At 53.2% G+C, this 19,255-nt stretch carries 15 protein-coding genes and 2 pseudogenes; all 17 read left to right on the top strand.

What is annotated here, in order from left to right; all coding sequences use genetic code 11:
* Nucleotides 1-12: 12 nt before the first annotated feature.
* Nucleotides 13-2,343: an FtsK/SpoIIIE family DNA translocase gene (locus tag CD000_RS09075; protein ID WP_096225501.1), complete on the top strand. Its 2,331-nt coding sequence runs from the start codon at nucleotides 13-15 to the stop codon at nucleotides 2,341-2,343.
* 210 nt (nucleotides 2,344-2,553) lie between these two features.
* Nucleotides 2,554-3,285 carry a GntR family transcriptional regulator gene (locus CD000_RS09070; RefSeq protein ID WP_011230782.1) on the top strand — a complete coding sequence of 244 codons (732 nt, stop codon included), beginning with the start codon at nucleotides 2,554-2,556 and terminating at the stop codon, nucleotides 3,283-3,285.
* An 83-nt stretch (nucleotides 3,286-3,368) separates the two neighbouring features.
* Nucleotides 3,369-4,460 carry a BMP family lipoprotein gene (locus tag CD000_RS09065; protein ID WP_096225500.1) on the top strand — a complete coding sequence of 364 codons (1,092 nt, stop codon included), beginning with the start codon at nucleotides 3,369-3,371 and terminating at the stop codon, nucleotides 4,458-4,460.
* A gap of 127 nt (nucleotides 4,461-4,587) precedes the next feature.
* A complete protein-coding gene (locus tag CD000_RS09060) occupies nucleotides 4,588-6,114 on the top strand; it encodes an ABC transporter ATP-binding protein (protein WP_096225499.1) in 1,527 nt (508 codons plus the stop codon).
* The gene (locus CD000_RS09055) at nucleotides 6,114-7,160 is read left to right on the top strand and encodes an ABC transporter permease (RefSeq protein WP_013145711.1); all 1,047 of its coding nucleotides are present in this window, start codon (nucleotides 6,114-6,116) and stop codon (nucleotides 7,158-7,160) included. The genes CD000_RS09060 and CD000_RS09055 overlap by 1 nt, the downstream gene beginning before the upstream one ends.
* On the top strand, nucleotides 7,161-8,120 hold the full coding sequence (locus tag CD000_RS09050; protein WP_096225498.1) for an ABC transporter permease: 960 nt from the start codon (nucleotides 7,161-7,163) through the stop codon (nucleotides 8,118-8,120).
* Nucleotides 8,121-8,274: 154 nt separating this feature from the next.
* The gene (gene yfmF / locus CD000_RS09045) at nucleotides 8,275-9,570 is read left to right on the top strand and encodes an EF-P 5-aminopentanol modification-associated protein YfmF (RefSeq protein ID WP_096225497.1); all 1,296 of its coding nucleotides are present in this window, start codon (nucleotides 8,275-8,277) and stop codon (nucleotides 9,568-9,570) included.
* On the top strand, nucleotides 9,551-10,840 hold the full coding sequence (gene yfmH / locus CD000_RS09040; RefSeq protein ID WP_096225496.1) for an EF-P 5-aminopentanol modification-associated protein YfmH: 1,290 nt from the start codon (nucleotides 9,551-9,553) through the stop codon (nucleotides 10,838-10,840). Before yfmF ends, yfmH begins: the two co-directional genes overlap by 20 nt.
* 54 nt (nucleotides 10,841-10,894) lie before the next feature.
* Nucleotides 10,895-11,611 (top strand): elongation factor P 5-aminopentanone reductase, encoded by a 717-nt coding sequence (gene ymfI / locus CD000_RS09035; RefSeq protein ID WP_096225495.1) that lies wholly within the window; start codon nucleotides 10,895-10,897, stop codon nucleotides 11,609-11,611.
* 62 nt (nucleotides 11,612-11,673) lie between these two features.
* Nucleotides 11,674-11,922, top strand: coding sequence for a DUF3243 domain-containing protein (locus tag CD000_RS09030; protein WP_011230790.1), 249 nt, complete (start codon nucleotides 11,674-11,676; stop codon nucleotides 11,920-11,922).
* A 131-nt stretch (nucleotides 11,923-12,053) separates the two neighbouring features.
* Nucleotides 12,054-12,845: a DUF3388 domain-containing protein gene (locus CD000_RS09025; protein ID WP_096225494.1), complete on the top strand. Its 792-nt coding sequence runs from the start codon at nucleotides 12,054-12,056 to the stop codon at nucleotides 12,843-12,845.
* Nucleotides 12,846-12,871: 26 nt separating this feature from the next.
* Complete coding sequence (locus tag CD000_RS09020; RefSeq protein ID WP_096225493.1) at nucleotides 12,872-13,765, top strand: helix-turn-helix domain-containing protein; 894 nt, start codon at nucleotides 12,872-12,874, stop codon at nucleotides 13,763-13,765.
* Between the two features lie 80 nt (nucleotides 13,766-13,845).
* Nucleotides 13,846-14,424 (top strand): CDP-diacylglycerol--glycerol-3-phosphate 3-phosphatidyltransferase, encoded by a 579-nt coding sequence (pgsA, locus tag CD000_RS09015; RefSeq protein ID WP_011230793.1) that lies wholly within the window; start codon nucleotides 13,846-13,848, stop codon nucleotides 14,422-14,424.
* Between the two features lie 26 nt (nucleotides 14,425-14,450).
* Nucleotides 14,451-15,695, top strand: coding sequence for a competence/damage-inducible protein A (locus tag CD000_RS09010; RefSeq protein ID WP_096225492.1), 1,245 nt, complete (start codon nucleotides 14,451-14,453; stop codon nucleotides 15,693-15,695).
* Between the two features lie 177 nt (nucleotides 15,696-15,872).
* Nucleotides 15,873-16,241, top strand: a pseudogene (locus tag CD000_RS09005) (ATPase domain-containing protein); the annotation flags it as partial.
* A gap of 713 nt (nucleotides 16,242-16,954) precedes the next feature.
* Nucleotides 16,955-18,043, top strand: coding sequence for a group II intron reverse transcriptase (locus CD000_RS09000; protein WP_096225491.1), 1,089 nt, complete (start codon nucleotides 16,955-16,957; stop codon nucleotides 18,041-18,043).
* 186 nt (nucleotides 18,044-18,229) lie between these two features.
* Nucleotides 18,230-18,904 (top strand): annotated as a pseudogene (gene recA / locus CD000_RS08995) (recombinase RecA); the annotation flags it as partial.
* Nucleotides 18,905-19,255: the final 351 nt, after the last annotated feature.

The following is a 19,255-nucleotide window of genomic DNA, read 5'->3' as shown; positions in this document are numbered from 1 at the left end:
GAGTGAACGATCATGGCGAAACGAAAGCGAAGAAGAAAAGGGAAGCCGTCAAAAACACAGCCATGGACGGAAACAATCCGCTTTGAATTGATCGGACTTGGCTTGCTCGCGGTCGCTGTCGTTGCGATGGCCCGCCTCGGGCTTGTCGGGGAGACGCTCGTGCTTGTGGGTCGCTTTTTTTTCGGCGAATGGTACATGCTATTAGTAGGCGGACTTTTCCTATTATCGCTCATCGTCATGTGGCGGCGGGAGTGGCCGTCATGGACGGGCCGCCCGTTTGTCGGCGCTTCGTCCATCGCCGCGGCGCTTCTGCTTTTGAGCCATGACAAGCTGTTTGAACTCATGTCGCGGCGCGGCGAGCTTGATCCGAGCATCATTCGGACGACGTGGGGGCTGTTTTGGAACGAAGCAAGCGGCAAGGCGGCCGATGTGGATTTAGGGGGCGGAATGGTCGGCGCCCTGTTATTTGCCGCCAGCTACCAGCTGTTCGATTCGCCCGGGACGAAATGGATTTGTTTCCTTCTGTTCATCGTCGGCTTTGTCGTGCTGACCGGGAAATCGCTGCGCGAGACGGCCGGCAAATGGGTTGCTTTTGCCGCAGCGTTTGTGCGAAAAGAATGGTTGGCGTTTGTCGAAGATATAAAGCAATGGCGGGCGGGGAGGAAGCGCAAGGAAAGCGGCGGCCGAAGCCGACGCTCGCGGCGGGCGGCCGCAAAGCGGGAAGACGAGCCGGCTGAAGCAAGCAGCGTCGAGCCGGATGAGGAACTGCTTTCCCCGCCGCCGATCATTTCCGATTTTGCCGCGGTCCGGTCGGCCGCTGAGCCGGAAGAAGAGAAGAATCCACTGGTGGAAGGCGACAGTGGGGGGGAGGAGGACAAACCGGCGCCGCCGCTTGCGTTTTCCGAGCATGAAAACACCAATTACGACCTGCCGCCGCTTGATTTGCTTCGCCTGCCGAAGCCGGCCGGGCAATCGGCCGATCATGCGAACATTTACGCCAACGCGCGAAAACTGGAGAAAACGTTCCAAAGCTTCGGCGTCAAGGCGAAAGTGACGCAAGTGCACCTCGGTCCGGCGGTGACGAAATATGAAGTGTATCCGGACGTCGGGGTGAAAGTGAGCAAAATTGTCAGCTTAAGCGACGATTTGGCGCTCGCTTTGGCGGCGAAAGACATCCGCATTGAAGCACCGATCCCCGGCAAGTCTGCGATCGGCATCGAAGTGCCAAATGAAGAGATCGCCACTGTTTCGCTGCGCGAAGTGCTGGAAGCCATTGAGCATACACGGGACAAGGCGAAGCTTTTGATTCCGCTTGGGCGCGACATCTCCGGTGAAGTCGTCGCTGCGGAACTAAACAAAATGCCGCATTTGTTGATCGCCGGCGCGACCGGCAGCGGCAAAAGCGTCTGCATCAACGGCATTATCGTCAGCCTGCTCATGCGCACGAAGCCGCATGAGGTGAAGCTGATGATGATCGATCCGAAAATGGTGGAGTTAAGTGTGTACAACGGTGTTCCTCATTTGTTGACACCGGTCGTCACCGACGCGAAAAAAGCGGCCCAGGCGCTGAAAAAAGTCGTCCAAGAAATGGAGCGGCGCTACGAGCTGTTCTCGCATACCGGCACGCGCAACATTGAAGGATATAACGAGCATATCCGCCACTATAACGAAACGGCGTCGGAACAGCAGCCGCTTTTGCCATACATCGTCGTGATCATCGACGAATTGGCCGACTTGATGATGGTGGCTTCCTCGGATGTGGAAGAGGCGATCACCCGTTTGGCGCAAATGGCGCGCGCCGCTGGCATCCATTTGATCATCGCCACCCAGCGCCCGTCGGTGGACGTCATCACCGGCGTCATCAAAGCGAACATTCCGTCGCGCATCGCCTTCAGTGTATCATCGCAAATCGACTCGCGCACCATTTTGGATATGGGCGGGGCGGAAAAACTGCTCGGCCGCGGCGATATGCTGTTTTTGCCGATGGGGGCCTCAAAACCAGTGCGCGTCCAAGGGGCGTTTGTCTCCGACCAAGAGGTGGAAGAAGTCGTTCGGTTTGTCATCGGACAGCAGCAGGCGCAATATTATGAGGAGATGTTCGTCGAAGACAGCGAACCCTCTTCCTCAGCCCTTGAAGACGAGTTGTACGATGAGGCGGTCCGTCTTGTCGTTGAAATGCAAAGCGCCTCCGTCTCGATGCTGCAACGCCGCTTCCGCATCGGTTACAATCGCGCCGCTCGGCTCATTGATGCCATGGAGGAGCGCGGCGTCGTCGGCCCGTATGAAGGAAGCAAGCCGCGCGCCGTTCTTTGGTCGAAGGAAGATTTAAAAAAGACATCATAAATGGGAAAAAAGGGCGGGCGAAAAAAGCCTGCCCGCTCAATCATACATCTTATTGGAAGCGTTGCCAATCCTATTTCTTTTTCTTCGACAAAATTTGATATCACCTATTTATTTGCCCAGTAAAAAATGATATAGTAATCTCAAAAAGGTTATATGTCTAATGTCAGAGGTCTGATCTCAACGGAAATGCGTAACACGGAGGACGTTGTCATGTCAATCAAATCAGACAGCCGCCACCTTTACTTGCAAGTGATTGATCGCATCAAGCGCGATATTGAAACGGGAGTGTACAAAGAAAAGCAAAAACTGCCGTCCGAGTTTGAACTCGCCAAACAGCTTGGCGTCAGCCGGGCGACATTGAGGGAAGCGCTGCGGGTGCTGGAAGAAGAAAACATTATCATCCGCCGCCACGGCGTCGGAACGTTTGTCAACGCCCGTCCGCTGTTTACGTCCGGCATCGAGCAGCTCTCAAGCGTCACGGATATGATTCGTCAAGCGGGGCGCAAGCCAGGAACGATTTTTTTGTCTTCCTCCATCCAACAGCCGACAGAAGACGATATGCGCCGCTTCCAATGCCGCCCGGACGAGAATTTGTTGCTCATCGAGCGGGTGCGCACCGCCGATGGGGAGCCGGTCGTTTATTGCTTGGATAAAATTTTATGCAAATATTTGCCAAAGGGCATCTCCTATGAACAGGAGTCGCTGTTTGAAAACTTGCACAACCAAACGCATCGTGATATCGCCTATGCGGTCGCGCGCATCGTGCCGCTCGGCTATCATGAAAAAGTGTCGCCGATTTTGCAATGCGACCCGGAAACGGCGCTGCTTGTGCTCAAGCAAATGCATTTCGATAAAAACGATGAGCCGATTTTTTATTCCGTCAACTACTTCCGCTCCGACAAGTTCAGCTTCCATGTCATGCGGAAGCGGTTCAGCTTTTAAGGGGGTGAAAATGGGTACATAGAAAGAGAGCGGAAGCTTTATACTAATTAAAGAACAAATTTTCAAGCCAGGGGGTAGTGAATGTGAAAAAGCGAATCGGATTGGTGTTGTCCGTCCTGTTTGCCGCCGGCACGCTGCTTAGCGCCTGCGGACAAGCCGGCAACAATGCGGGAGGCGGCAATCAGAAAGATACGTTCAGTGTCGCCATGGTCACCGACGTCGGCGGCGTTGACGACAAATCGTTCAACCAGTCGGCTTGGGAAGGGCTGCAAAAGTTCGGCAAAGACAACGGGCTTGAAAAAGGCCGCGGCGGCTACGACTACTTGCAGTCATCGAGCGACGCTGACTATGCCACGAACTTAAACAAGCTTGTGCGCAGCGACTTTGACTTGATTTTCGGCATCGGGTATTTGATGGGCGACGCGGTGAAAGAAGTCGCGAAGCAAAACCCGAAAAAACATTTCGCCATCGTCGACACGGTTGTTGACGAGCCAAATGTTGCCAGCATCACGTTCAAGGAGCATGAAGGCTCGTTCCTTGTCGGTGTTGTCGCCGGGCTAATGACGAAAACGAATAAAATCGGCTTTGTCGGTGGGATGGAGATTCCGTTGATCGAAAAATTCGAAAGCGGATTCCGCGCCGGCGTGAAAGCGGTCAATCCGAAGGCGACTGTGAAAGTGCAATACGCCGGGGCGTTCGACCAAGCGGATAAAGGGAAAGCGATCGCCTCGAGCATGTACGCATCTGGCATCGACATCATCTACCATGCAGCGGGCGCGACTGGGAACGGCGTCTTCTCGGAAGCGAAAGATTTGAAGAAGAAAGATCCGAACCGCGAAATTTGGGTCATCGGTGTTGACAAAGACCAAGCGCCGGAGGGAGAAGTGAAAGTCGGCGGCAAAACGTACAACGTAACGCTCACTTCGATGGTGAAACGCGTCGATGTCGCTGTCTATGACACGGCGAAACGGGCGAAAGAGGGCGACTTCCCGGGCGGCAAAACGATTGAGTACGGGTTGCCGGAAAATGGGGTTGGCATTGCCCCGACGCAAGACAACATTCCGGAGAACGTGTTAAAAACAGTTGACGAATGGAAGCAAAAAATCATCAAAGGCGAAGTGAAAGTTCCGACAAACCGGAAAGAGTACGAGCAATTCGCTGCGACGATCAAGTGACGAACAACGGCGAAGAAGGCTAGTGCGCGCTGCTAGCCTTCTTCAAAATCATAAAATGAAGGGCGGCTGTTTCGCTGTCGCCTTTCATTTTGTGATTTTGACCTTGCTTGAGTAAGGAGTGAATCGCTTGGAATACGTGATTGAAATGCTCAATATCCGCAAGGTGTTTGGCACGTTTGTCGCCAATGACAACATTACGCTGCAAGTGAAAAAGGGGGAGATACACGCTCTGCTTGGCGAAAACGGGGCCGGCAAATCGACGCTCATGAACGTGCTGTTCGGTTTATACCAGCCGGACGGCGGCGAAATCCGCGTGAAAGGAAAGCCGGTGCGCATCACCGACCCGAACGTCGCCAATGATCTTGGCATCGGCATGGTGCATCAGCACTTTATGCTCGTCGATACGTTCACCGTGACGGAAAACATCATCTTAGGCAGCGAGCCGACGCGGGCCGGAACGATCGATATGAAGCAGGCGGAGCGGGAAGTGCGCGAATTGTCGGAACGATATGGACTCGCGGTCGATCCGACAGCGAAGATCGCCGACATTTCCGTCGGCATGCAGCAACGCGTGGAAATTTTAAAGACGCTTTACCGCGGCGCCGATATTTTGATTTTTGACGAACCGACAGCGGTGTTGACGCCGCAGGAAATTCGCGAGCTCATGCAAATTATGCGCACGCTCGTCCGCGAAGGAAAATCCATCATTTTAATTACGCACAAACTCAAAGAAATTATGGAAGTGTGCGACCGCGTCACCGTCATCCGCCGCGGCAAAGGAATTGCGACGCTCAATGTGGCGGAGACGAATCCGAACGAACTGGCGGCGCTCATGGTCGGCCGCGAGGTGCAGTTTACGACCGCTAAGAAACCGGCTGAGCCGGGAAAACCGGTGTTGGAAATTAAAGACTTAGTCGTCAAGGACGCGCGCGGGATCAAAGCGGTCAACGGTTTGAACTTGACGGTGCACGCCGGCGAGATCGTCGGCATTGCTGGAGTCGACGGCAACGGCCAGACCGAGCTCATTGAAGCCATAACCGGCTTGATCAAAGCTGAATCAGGGACAATCCGCCTCAACGGCCGAGACATTACGAATTTGCCGCCGCGCAAAATCATCGAAGCCGGCGTCGGCCATATTCCGCAAGATCGGCATAAGCACGGGCTTGTCCTTGACTTTCCGATCGGCGAAAACATGGTGCTGCAAACGTACTATCAGCCGCCGTACTCGAAACGGGGTCTGTTGAATTTTCAAGCCATTTACGAAAAAGCGCGCCAGCTCATCCGCGAATTTGACGTGCGCACGCCGGATGAATATACGAAGGCGCGGGCGCTATCGGGCGGAAACCAGCAAAAAGCGATCATCGGCCGTGAAGTCGACCGCGACCCTGACTTGTTGATCGCCGCCCAGCCGACGAGGGGGCTTGATGTTGGAGCGATCGAATTTATTCATAAGCGGCTCATTGAACAGCGAGACCGCGGGAAAGCGGTGCTGCTCGTCTCGTTTGAGCTTGACGAAGTGATGAACGTCAGCGACCGGATCGCTGTCATTTATGAAGGAAACATCATCGCCATCGTTGATCCGAAAGAAACAACCGAACAGGAGCTCGGGTTGTTGATGGCTGGAAGCAAACGGAAGGAAGCAGGTGTGTCGTGATGAAGTCGAATCGTCTCCAGCAATTTTTGATACCATTGTTGGCCGTTCTTCTTGGCATGATCGCCGGTTCGATCGTGATGCTTGCAAGCGGCTACAACCCGATCGCCGGCTTTGGCGCTCTCGTGTACGGGGCGTTTGGCGATACGTACTATATCGGCGAAACGATCCGCCAGACGACGCCATACATTTTAACGGGCTTGGCGGTGGCGTTTGCCTTTCGCACCGGCTTGTTTAACATCGGGGTTGAAGGGCAGCTGATCGTCGGCTGGCTCGCTGCCGTTTGGGTCGGGGTGTCCTTTGATTTGCCCAAAATCATCCATTTGCCGCTCGCTTTGTTGGCCGCCGCGTTGGCCGGGGCGCTATGGGGCTTGATTCCGGGTGTGCTGAAGGCGTATTTAAAAGTGCACGAAGTCATTATTACGATCATGATGAACTATATTGCTTTGCATGTAACGAACGCCATCATCCGTTCCGTTTTGTCTGATGAGGGATTTAAATCAAAGCCGGTGAAAGAAAGCGCATCGCTTCACTCCGACTTTTTTGATGCCATTACGCATCATTCCACCATGCATTACGGCATTTTCATCGCTGTCGCCGCCGCATTTGTCATGTGGTTTTTGCTTGAGCGGACGACGAAAGGGTTTGAGCTGCGGGCGGTCGGTTTCAATCAGCATGCGTCACAGTACGCGGGCATGAATGTGCGCGCCAACATCATTTTAGCGATGGTCATCTCCGGCGCTTTTGCCGGCGTCGCCGGGGCGATGGAGGGGCTTGGCACATTTGGAAACATCTCGACGAAAGCCGGCTTTACCGGCCTTGGATTTGATGGCATCGCGGTTGCCTTGATCGGAGGAAACAACGCGTTTGGCATTTTGCTCTCCGCCTTGTTGTTTGGCGCCTTAAAAGTCGGGGCGTTGGAAATGCCGTCAAGCGCCGGCGTGCCGACCGAACTCGTCGATATTATTATCGCGCTCATCATTTTCTTTGTTGCATCCAGCTACATGATCCGCTGGCTGTTATCTCGTTGGCAAAAGGGGGCGGAGTAAGTGAGCGTGTATGACGTCTTGCAAACGATTGTCCCGACAACGATTTTCTTTGCGGCTCCTCTCATTTTCACCGCCCTTGGCGGCGTGTTTAGTGAACGGTCCGGCGTCGTCAACATCGGGCTTGAAGGATTGATGACCATCGGCGCGTTTGTCGGCATCGTCTTTAATTTGACGTTTGCCGATCGGTTTGGCGAATGGACGCCGTGGCTTGTCTTATTGGCTGCCATGGTGGTCGGCGCTGTATTTTCCCTGCTGCACGCTGTCGCGTCGGTCACATTTCGCGCCGACCAAGTCGTAAGCGGGGTGGCGATCAACTTTTTGGCGCTTGGTCTGTCGCTGTTTTTAGTGAAGAAAATGTACGGCAAGGGGCAGACGGACCAAATTCAAGTTGGGTTTGACAAAATTGACGTGCCAGTGTTAAGCGACATTCCCGTCATCGGGCCGCTGTTGTTTTCTAACGCGTACGCGCCGTCATATATCGCCATTGCGCTGGCGTTTGTATCATGGTATGTGATTTATAAAACGCCGTTTGGCCTGCGGCTGCGTGCGGTCGGCGAACATCCGATGGCGGCGGATACGATGGGGATTCATGTCGCCAAAATGCGCTACATCGCTGTCATGATCAGCGGGGCGCTCGGCGGTTTGGGCGGTGCGGTATACGCGACGATCATTTCCCGCGATTTCAGCCATGCGACGATTTCTGGGCACGGATTTATGGCGCTCGCCGCCATGATTTTTGGCAAATGGCATCCGATCGGCGCGATGGGGGCGGCGCTCTTTTTCGGGTTGGCGCAAAGCTTAAGCATCGTCGGGCAAACGATTCCGTTCTTGAAAAACGTCCCGACCGTTTACTTGCTCATCGCCCCGTATGCACTCACGATTTTGGCGCTGGCGGGCTTCATCGGCCGCGCTGAGGCGCCGAAAGCGGCTGGCACGCCATACATCAAAGGAAAACGGTAATGAAAGCGGCTGTCCGAAAAACGGACGGCCGTTTTTTGCTGAATGGAATGATTTGCATTTTTCTATTGGCAAAAGGTATATTGTTGATAAGACGCTTTACAATAAATTAAAGATAGTGCATATCTGCAAAGAGAAAAAGTAAGGAGGAGTTGGATTGGTCGACGAAAAAGTCACAGCGGTCGGACCGGTTCGCGTCCATACGATTTCGACCGATAAGTACAAAACGAACACGATCGTTTGGAAAATGAAGGCCCCTCTTGCTAAAGAAACGGTCACGCTGCGCGCGCTTTTGCCATACGTCTTGCAAAGCGGCACGGCCGACTATCCGAGCGTTAAGGCGCTGCGCACCTATTTGGATGAACTGTATGGGGCGACGCTGAACGTCGATTTAACGAAAAAAGGCGAACATCATATCATGACGATTCGCATCGATGTCGCCAATGAACGATTTTTGCCGGAGCAAACGCCGTTGCTTTCGAAAGCGTTTCAGCTCTTGGCCGATCTTCTGTTCCGCCCGGCTCTTGATGGCGGGCGGTTTGTCACCGACATTGTCGAGCAGGAAAAGCGGGCGCTCCGTCAACGCATTCAGGCGGTGTATGATGACAAAATGCGCTATGCGAACATGCGCCTTGTAGAAGAAATGTGCAAAGGCGAACCGTACGCCCTCTCGCCAAACGGCGAGCTTGAAGACGTGGACGGCATCACGGCGGAAGGGCTGTATCGCTATTATGAACGAGCGCTGGCCGAGGATGAGCTGGATCTATATGTCATTGGCGACGTGGCTGAAGAGGCGGTGCTCACAGCGGTGAAGCAGCGCTTCTCTTTGCCGGATCGTCCAAAGCGGGAGCGCGCATCGTCGGTTTCTGTCAAGCCGCAAGGGGAAGTTCGCGAAGTCATCGAGCGGCAAGACGTGAAGCAAGGAAAGCTCAACATCGGCTATCGGACAAATGTGACGTATGAAGATGACGATTATTACGCCTTGCAAATGTTTAACGGCATTTTTGGCGGTTTTTCCCATTCGAAGCTGTTCATCAACGTCCGCGAGAAGGCAAGCCTTGCCTATTATGCCGCCTCAAGGCTTGAGAGCCATAAAGGGCTTCTTATGGTCATGTCCGGCATTGAACCGGCCAACTATGAGAAGGCGCGCCGCATCATCGATGAGCAAATGCAGGCGATGAAAAACGGCGATTTCACAGATGAAGAAATGGCGCAGACGAAAGCGGTCATCCGCAACCAGCTGCTTGAGACGCTCGATACGCCGCGCGGGCTTGTGGAGGTGTTGTACCATAACGTCGTCTCAACGCGAAAGCGCCTGATCGATGAATGGATTGCCGGCACCGATCAAGTGACGCGCGAGGATGTGGTGCGCGCCGCTGACAAGGTGGAGCTTGATACGGTGTACTTTTTGACCGGAATGGAGGCGACGGAAGATGGAAAAACGGGTGTATGAGACGTTGCACGAAGAGCTGTTTTATGAAAAAATGGACAACGGCCTTGACGTATACATTTTGCCGAAAAAAGGATTCAACAAAACGTATGCGACATTCACCACGAACTACGGTTCGGTCGACAACCAGTTCGTCCCGCTCGGTAAAACGGAGATGAATCGCGTTCCGGACGGCATCGCCCATTTTTTGGAGCATAAGCTGTTTGAAAAAGAAGACGGCGACGTGTTTCAGCAGTTCAGCAAACAAGGCGCCTCGGCGAACGCCTTTACGACGTTCACCCGCACCGCCTATTTGTTCTCAAGCACCGACAACGTCGAGAAAAACTTGGAAACGTTGATCGATTTTGTGCAAAGCCCGTACTTTTCCGACAAGACAGTGGAAAAAGAAAAAGGGATCATCGGCCAGGAAATCCGGATGTACGACGACAACCCAGACTGGCGCGTCTATTTCGGCGCCATCGAAAGCATGTATCACAACCATCCGGTCAAAATCGACATCGCCGGCACAGTTGAATCGATCGCCCAAATTACGAAAGAGTTGCTGTATGAGTGCTACGAAACGTTTTACCACCCGAGCAACATGCTTTTATTTGTCGTCGGCCCGGTCGATGAACAAAAAATCATGCAGCAAATCCGCGACAACCAGGCGAAAAAGTCGTTCCCGCAAGCCCCGGAAGTGAAGCGGTTTGCGTATGAAGAACCGAGCGCAGTAGCGGAAAAGAAAAAAGTGATTCCGATGCATGTGCAGACGAACAAATGCTTTGTCGGCATCAAAGCGCCGTCCGTTCCTGAAGCCGGCGAACAAAAACTTCGGCATGAGCTTGCCTTCCACGTCGCATTGGACTATTTGTTTGGAAAAAGCTCGCCGCATTATGAACGGCTGTACCGCGAAGGATTGATCGATGATACATTTATGTACGATTATACAGAAGAGCGCGGGTTCGGCTTCGCGTTGATCGGCGGCGATACAAGGGACGCTGAACGGCTCGCTTCGGAAATTCAAACGGTGCTGCTGTCGTTTGCCGCGGAGACTATAAAAAAGGAAGAATTTGAACGGGTGAAAAAGAAAAAAATCGGCGCCTTTTTGCGCGCGCTCAACTCGCCGGAATACATCGCCAACCAGTTTACGCGCTACGCGTTTTACGGATCCAACTTGTTTGACATTTTGCCGGCGCTTTCATCCCTTGCCATGGACGATATCGCGGCGGTTGCCTCTTCTTGCTTCCGCGATTCGCAAATCGCGGTTTGCGAAGTCGTTCCAAAAGGGCAATAAGGCATCCTTCCTGAGAAGGATGCTTTTTTGCGGCAAAAAGGAGAGGATGGTTTCATGCGCTACGCCTTGATCACGGGAGCCTCTGGAGGCATCGGACAAAGCATCGCTCGTGTGCTCGCTCGGGAGGGGTACGGACTTTTTCTCCATTACTATCGGCGACGGGCGCCTGTTGAAGCGCTGAAAGAAGAGCTTAACGATGTGCATATTGTACCGATTGAGGCCGATTTGTCGGCACTGGATGGGGTGGAAAAGCTCGTTTCGCAAATCGATCGCCCGGTTGATGCCATCGTTTACAACAGCGGTGCAAGCTATTACGGATTGTTGACCGACATGAACGATGAATTAATCGAGCGGATGGTGCGGCTTCACATGACAAGCCCGGCGTTGCTCATCAAAAGGCTGATCCCATCAATGGTGGCGAGAAAGCGCGGTCATATTGTGTTCATTTCCTCGATTTGGGGATTGTGCGGCGCTTCATGCGAGGCGGTGTACTCGATGACAAAGGGAGGGCAGAACGCGTTTGCCAAGGCGCTGGCCAAGGAGCTTGCCCCAAGCGGCATTCGCGTCAACGCTGTTGCACCGGGGGCGATTGATACCGATATGCTGCGGGTGTTTCGTCCTGAGGAGCTGGAAGCGCTCACTGACGAAATTCCAGCCGGCCGGCTCGGCACCCCGGATGAGGTGGCGGAAACGGTGGCGTTTTTGCTGTCTGATGCCGCTTCGTATATCACCGGCCAAGTCATTTCCGTCAACGGCGGCTGGTATTGTTGAACGTATATTTTCCGGTTCGGCAGGCAAACTATCCTTGAAACATTCAACAAGGAGGGATTGACATGTCGGTACTGGATAACTTTGAACAATGGAAAGACTTTTTGGCGGAACGTTTAGAACAAGCGCAACAGCAAGGATTGACTCAGCAAGTGATCACAGATGTCGCTTACCAAATCGGGGATTATTTGGCGAAACACGTCGACCCGAAAAACCCGGAAGAACGGGTGCTCGCTGATCTTTGGAGCGTTGCGGATGAAAAAGAGCAGCACGCCCTTGCCAACATGATGGTCAAGCTGGTCCAACAAAAATAATCACCCGGTAAAAGAGAGGGGCCTCCCTCTCTTTTTTCTTCCTCCTTTTCGGTTGCTTTTCCATTTATAATTATAGTAGTATGAACTTAGCATAAGGCGTTCGTGCGGACACCGGCAAGGGAGGAGACGGGATGGGCAAGCAGGAATGGTATTTGGAATATGAAATTCATGTCAACCGCCCGGGGTTGCTCGGCGACGTTGCTTCGCTGCTCGGTATGTTGTCCATTAACATCGTGACGATCAACGGTGTCCGGGATTCGCGCCGCGGCATGTTGCTTTTGTGCGACAATAACGAGCAAATTGAACGGTTGGCGACGATCTTGCGGACGATGGACAACATTACGGTGACGAAGCTGCGCCAGCCGAAGCTGCTCGACCGCCTCGCCGTCCGCCACGGCCGTTATATCCAGCGCGATGCCGATGACAAAAAAACGTTCCGCTTCGTCCGTGATGAACTTGGACTGCTTGTCGATTTTATGGCGGAACTTTTTAAAGAAAAAGGGCATAAGCTCATCGGCATCCGCGGGATGCCGCGCGTCGGCAAGACAGAGTCGATCGTCGCCGCCAGCGTGTGCGCCAACAAACGATGGCTGTTTGTTTCATCGACGCTGATTAAACAGACGGTTCGCACGCAGTTGATCGAAGATGAGTATAGCGAGAACAACATTTTCATTATCGACGGCATCGTCTCAACGCGCCGCGGGAACGAGCAGCACTGGCAGCTCATCCGTGAGCTCATGCGCCTTGAGGCGACGAAAGTCGTCGAGCATCCGGACATGTTTGTTCGCCATACGGAATACACGCTCGATGATTTTGATTATATTATTGAGCTGCGCCATGAACCGGACGAAGATATTTCCTACGAAGCGATTGACCGCCCGTCATTGTTGGGCGATGACGGGTTTTCCGAATTTGGGTTTTAATTTAAAAAAGTGGAAGGTGTTGGCCGTTGACGGAACTAGGAAAACGTTTGCGGGAAGCACGGGAAGAAAAAAATATGAGTTTGGACGAGCTGCAGGAGATGACGAAAATTCAAAAGCGGTATTTGATCGGCATCGAAGAAGGCAACTATGCCATCATGCCTGGAAATTTTTATGTGCGTGCCTTCATCCGGCAATATGCTGAAGCGGTCGGACTTGATCCGGATGAGCTGTTTGAACAGTATAAACAGGACATTCCCCAGTCTTATCAAGATGACATTCCGCAGACGCTGTCGCGCGTGAAGACGCGCCAGCAACTGTCTGCCGAGGGGGCGAAATGGCTCGATTGGCTGCCGAAAGTGATTGTCGCGGCGGTCGTCATCGGGGCGGCTGTCCTCGTTTGGGTGCTGCTCCAGCACGGCGCCGCAAATGAGCCGCCGACAAAGACAAGCCCAAAAACAGCGGAGGTCGAAAAGCCGAAACATTCGCCGCTTGAGCAGGCGAAACAAAAGCAGTCGGCGAAGGAAACGGACGAGAAGGCAACGAATGAAAACGGACAGCAAAATGAACAGCCAGCGCCGACTGGCGAAGAAGAACAGCCGGCTGCGGCGATGAATGTGACGGAAAAGCGCGGCAACACGGCGACGATTGAAGTCGCCAGCTCCGGCGCGTTTTCCATCGAGCTTTCATCCAAAGGAACGTCATGGGTCGAAGTATACAATACGAAAGGCCATACGTTTTACCGCGGCAACTTGACAAGCGGGCAGACGAAAACGTTCGATCTGTCGGCCGAAAGCGAAGTATGGGTGAAAATCGGGCGTACGCTCGATGTTGAGATGAAGGTGAACGGCCAACCGTTTGCCTACCCGTTTGCCCCGAAAGAGGAAGTATACCAAAAGCTGCATTTCGTGTTGAAGAAATGATGGAACAGGGCGCTTTTCCGCAGGAAGGCGCCTGCTTTTCGCACGGACTGAACTATGTTGAATGAGCGGAGGTATTTGTGGTGAACTTGCCGAATAAAATTACGGTAGCGCGCATTATGCTCATCCCGTTTTTCTTGATCGTGATGCTCGTTCCGTTCGGGTGGGGAAGCATCCAAATCGGCGGGACAGAGCTTCCGGTTGCCCATCTTGCCGGCGCGCTCATTTTCATCATCGCCTCAGCCACGGACTGGATCGATGGCTACTATGCCCGCAAATACGGGTTGGTGACGAACTTAGGAAAATTTTTAGATCCGCTTGCCGATAAACTGCTTGTGTCGGCGGCGCTTATCGTGCTTGTCGAGCTCGGGGCCGTTCCGGCGTGGATGGTGATTGTCATCATCAGCCGCGAGTTTGCCGTCACCGGCTTGCGGCTCGTGCTTGCCGGCGAGGGGGAAGTCGTCGCTGCCAACATGCTTGGCAAAATCAAGACATGGACGCAAATTGTCGCCATTTCCGCTTTATTGTTACATAACTTCCCTTTCTCGCTCATTTCGTTTCCGTTCGCTGAATTGGCGCTGTGGGTGGCGGTCATTTTCACGATTTGGTCTGGCTGGGATTATTTTGCGAAAAACAGACATGCGTTTTCCCATTCGAAATAGCCGGCCGCAAAGGGGGAGAAAGTCTGTTGAACGCGGAGATCATTGCCGTTGGCTCCGAGCTGTTGCTTGGGCAAATCGCCAATACGAACGCCCAGTTTTTGTCGCAGCAGCTGGCGATGCTTGGCATTAACGTCTATTTCCATACCGTCGTCGGCGACAACGCCGGCCGCCTTGAGCAGGCGGTGAAAACGGCGCAAACGAGAGCGAACCTCATCATTTTCACCGGCGGCCTCGGCCCGACGAAAGACGATTTGACGAAGGAGACGATCGCCCGTTTGCTTGGCCGCCGGCTCGTGATCGACGAGGAAGCGCTCCGAGCGATTGAGGTGTATTTTGCCCGCACAAACCGGCCGATGACAGAAAACAATAAAAAGCAGGCGCTCGTCTTGGAAGGATCGACGGTGCTGAAAAACGAGCACGGCATGGCGCCAGGGATGGCGCTTGTGGCAGACGGCATTACGTACATGCTGCTGCCCGGGCCGCCGAAAGAAATGCGGCCGATGTTCAAAAAATACGGAAACGCCTTTTTGCGCCGTACGTTTTCGCTTTCCGAGCGCATCGAATCGCGCGTCCTCCGCTTTTTCGGCATCGGCGAGTCGGCGCTCGAGGCGGCGATCGCCGACTTGATCGACGCCCAGTCGAACCCGACGATCGCCCCGCTTGCAAACGACGGTGAGGTAACGCTCCGTCTGACGGCGAAACATCGGGATCAGGCGGAAGCCAAGCGGCTGCTCGACGAGGCGGAAGCCGCCATTTTGACGCGCGTCGGCCGTTATTGTTACGGGTATAATGATGAAACGCTGTTTACAAAGACATTGGCACGGTTAAAAGAAAGAGGATGGACAATCGCGTCGGCCGAAAGTTTGACCGGCGGCCTTTTCCTCGAACAGCTCACCGCCCTCCCCGGCGCGTCGCAAGTCGTGCAGGGCGGTGTCGTCTGCTACACAAACGGCGTCAAAGAACAGGTGCTTGGCATACCGCGCCCGCTGCTTGAGGCAGAAGGGGCGGTGAGCGAGCCGTGCGCCCGTTTGCTTGCTGAAAACGTCCGCGCGATGTGCGATGCGGATATCGGCATCAGCTTCACCGGCGTCGCCGGACCCGATCCGCTTGAGGGCCACCCGCCCGGCACCGTGTATGTCGGCATCGCCGTCCGCGGGCGCGATGCGACTGTCCACCGTCTGATGCTGTCCGGCACGCGTGATGCCATTCGCATCCGCACCGCCAAATACGGCTGTTTTTTTCTGCTTGAGATGCTCGCGGCCGACTGCTGATCGGCCGCCCCCTTCCTTCTCCATTCTCCACCGCACATCGTTTTTTCCACCGCATGAGTATGGCGATTGTTGCTAGTTTCTCCACCGAAAAAACGAATGGACGTTCGTTTTTTGCTTGGCAATGGCCGCAAAACGCGGTATAGTATAAGTAGTCCTAGAATAAGGAGGAGTAGGTTAGTGAACCAAGATCGTCAAGCTGCATTGGAGCAGGCATTAAAACAAATTGAACGACAGTTTGGCAAGGGGGCCATCATGAAGCTCGGCGAGCAAGTCGACCGCAAAGTGTCGGTCGTGCCGAGCGGTTCGCTGGCGCTCGACATCGCGTTAGGAGTCGGCGGCTATCCGCGCGGGCGGATTGTGGAAATTTACGGCCCGGAATCGTCCGGGAAAACGACCGTTGCCCTTCACGCGATCGCGGAAGTGCAAAAGCGGGGCGGGCAAGCAGCTTTCATCGACGCAGAGCACGCGCTCGACCCCATCTATGCACAAAAATTAGGGGTCAATATCGATGAATTGCTGCTTTCCCAGCCTGACACGGGCGAGCAAGGTGCGTCACGTTTCCGTATAAGTGCGTAGGCACGAAAGCGGAGTCCGATGGGAACATCGGGACAACTCTACAGCCGAGTTGGAAGGTGAAATTCCTTCCCGTGGTGATAGTCCTATATCCACGAGCCTGAGACTCCTGCATGCATTCCGGTGCACCCTCACCGGGATGTATGAAGCCAGGTGAAGTCGTAACCCAAGTAGCCTAAGGCCGCAAAATGTGGCTATGGCGAAAGTGGTGCGGGGCTCCTTAAAAGACGCCTATGGTGACGAAAGGAACCTATGCGTGAAGCTCGGTTACCGGTGCTCCCTGAAAAGGGACCATACAGGACGAACCACCGTGTCTTGTTTGCGGTGTTTCCTTTAACCGGCTGGCTTAGTTCGGTTACTGCTCTGATGGGTAGCGGACGTTCCAATCAGAGGTCCTGCCGAGTAGAGTAGGCACCTAAGGGCGTTCAAAAGAAGGGATAGGCTGTAGGGAACGTGAGAGGCCCCCTAAGGAGGAGACAGGGCTGGTCGATGACATCTTAGGGGGAGTCAGCGGTTCCATAGTAATGATGAAGGAGCGCCGTTTGAACCCCAAAGGCAACGATGGGGGAGGAAAAAACGCTCTGGAGTGAAGGGAACCAGCCGGGGCGGCAAAGTATCTACATGTTACGGCAAGCAGGCTAATTCATGGCACTTCCACCCAGTATTATAAAAAGGGAGAAAGGAGCATGAAGGTAAACAAACTTGTCGTAAAAAGCGAACAGGACTTGAGAAACTGCTTGGATCTTCTTTATCAAGAAGCTAAAAAGGGAAAACATTTTTACGGGATGCTTGAGTTGCTTCAAAATGATGTTGTCATTTTAGAAGCTATTCGCAATATTAAAAGCAATAAAGGTAGCAAAATGGCGGGGATTGATCAGAAAATAGTAGATGATTATTTGCTTATGCCAACGGAAAAGGTTTTCGGGATGATAAAAGCCAAACTCAATGACTATAAGCCTATACCAGTGAGAAGGTGCAACAAGCCCAAAGGAAATGCCAAAAGCTCAAAAAGAAAAGGCAATAGTCCGAATGAGGAAGGGGAAACGAGGTCCTTAGGAATATCCGCGGTGACGGATAGAATCATCCAAGAGATGCTCCGGATAGTGCTCGAGCCGATTTTCGAAGCCCAATTCTATCCGCACAGTTATGGGTTCAGACCGTATCGCTCCACCGAACATGCCTTAGCCTGGATGCTGAAAATCATCAACGGAAGCAAGCTGTATTGGGTTGTAAAAGGTGACATTGAAAGTTATTTTGATCACATCAATCATAAGAAGCTTCTGAACATCATGTGGAATATGGGCGTTAGGGATAAACGGGTACTATGCATCGTAACGCCTATACAGTATGCAACAGTATTCAAACAAGAAATGACCCCATACACTGCAGACGGCAGAAAAATGTATGAAGAAAAGCATAGAAAAATACGATTGCCAGATAAAATGAGTCTGTTTGATCACGATTCGATATTCATCTACATTTTATCTGAGCATAATGATGGGAAATATAATCTTGAATATTTCTTAAATAGGGTGAATGTATTTCACAGAGATAAAGGAAAATGCAAAATATGTGCTGTATACTTAAGTCCCGGTAACTTCCACTGCCATCATATTGACCCGAGTAAACCTTTAAGTGAGATCAATAAGACCGTTAATCTAGTTAGCTTATGCAACCAATGCCATAGGCTTGTCCATAGCAACCAAGAACCGCCGTTTACAGAACGAAAAATGATTGACAAACTAACGGAGTATAGGAACAAGCTGAAAATATAAAAGTTCTGTTCGCTGGAAAAATTGTAGGTGCTGCTGCCATGTCATCGCGAGGTGATATGGTGGAGAGATAGCCCAAACGGGGCTATCGAAGCTGTCCCGGTGGAACGCCGTGTGCGGGGAAACTCGCACGCACGGTGTGGGGTGGGGGAAAAGCCGGAGATTGCATCAAAGGCTTACCTATCACTATCGCTCGAAATCGCGGAAGCGCTCGTGCGAAGCGGCGCGGTCGATATTATCGTCATCGACTCGGTGGCGGCGCTTGTGCCGAAAGCGGAAATTGAAGGGGAGATGGGCGACGCCCATGTCGGCTTGCAAGCGCGGCTTATGTCCCAGGCGCTTCGCAAGCTGTCTGGCGCCATTAACAAATCGAAAACGATCGCCATCTTCATCAACCAAATTCGCGAAAAAGTCGGCGTCATGTTTGGCAATCCGGAAACGACGCCGGGCGGGCGGGCGCTCAAGTTTTACGCTTCCGTCCGCCTAGAGGTTCGCCGCGCCGAGCAAATCAAGCAAGGCAATGATATGGTCGGCAACAAGACGAAAATCAAAGTCGTCAAAAACAAAGTCGCGCCGCCGTTTAAAACGGCTGACGTCGACATTATGTACGGCGAGGGCATTTCCCGCGAAGGGGAAATTCTCGACATGGCGTCCGAATTGGACATCGTGCAAAAAAGCGGTTCGTGGTATTCGTACAAAGACGAGCGGCTTGGCCAAGGGCGGGAAAACGCGAAGCAATTTTTGAAGGAAAACCCGCACATCGCCGATGAGATCGCCCGCGCCATCCGCCAGCATTACGGCATCGACGTTGAAGAGGGAACGAGCGAACCGCAGCAAGACGGGTTCGGATTGCTTGAAGAATAACGGGACAAGGCGTCCTGGCAAGCTGCCGGGGCGCCTTTTTCCATCCGTTCGGCCTGCCAAGGAGAGCGATAAGCCTAAAAAAGGACGGCGTGCGGAACGGTCTTGTTCCGTTGTCATCCTCTAGGCGCGTCGGTGTAATATCTTGACAATTCCTATTGCCGCCTTTACAATGAACATGTATATTTGTCCATACGCGCGGCAGGGCCATACGCCCGCCCGCTGCGGCGGACCGCCTTCGTGCGGAAGGCTGCGCGGGTCGATTGTGATGCCAAGCGACTGAGCTAATGGATTGAAAACGGGAATGTCCATCTGCGCCGGTCATGGCGGTGAGAAGAGAGAGCGAAAGGAAAC

Source organism: Geobacillus sp. FJAT-46040, assembly GCF_002335725.1.
GTDB lineage: Bacteria > Bacillota > Bacilli > Bacillales > Anoxybacillaceae > Geobacillus > Geobacillus thermoleovorans.
The sequence above is the reverse complement of the archived record's forward strand: the minus strand, read 5'-3'. Positions and strand labels throughout refer to the sequence as shown.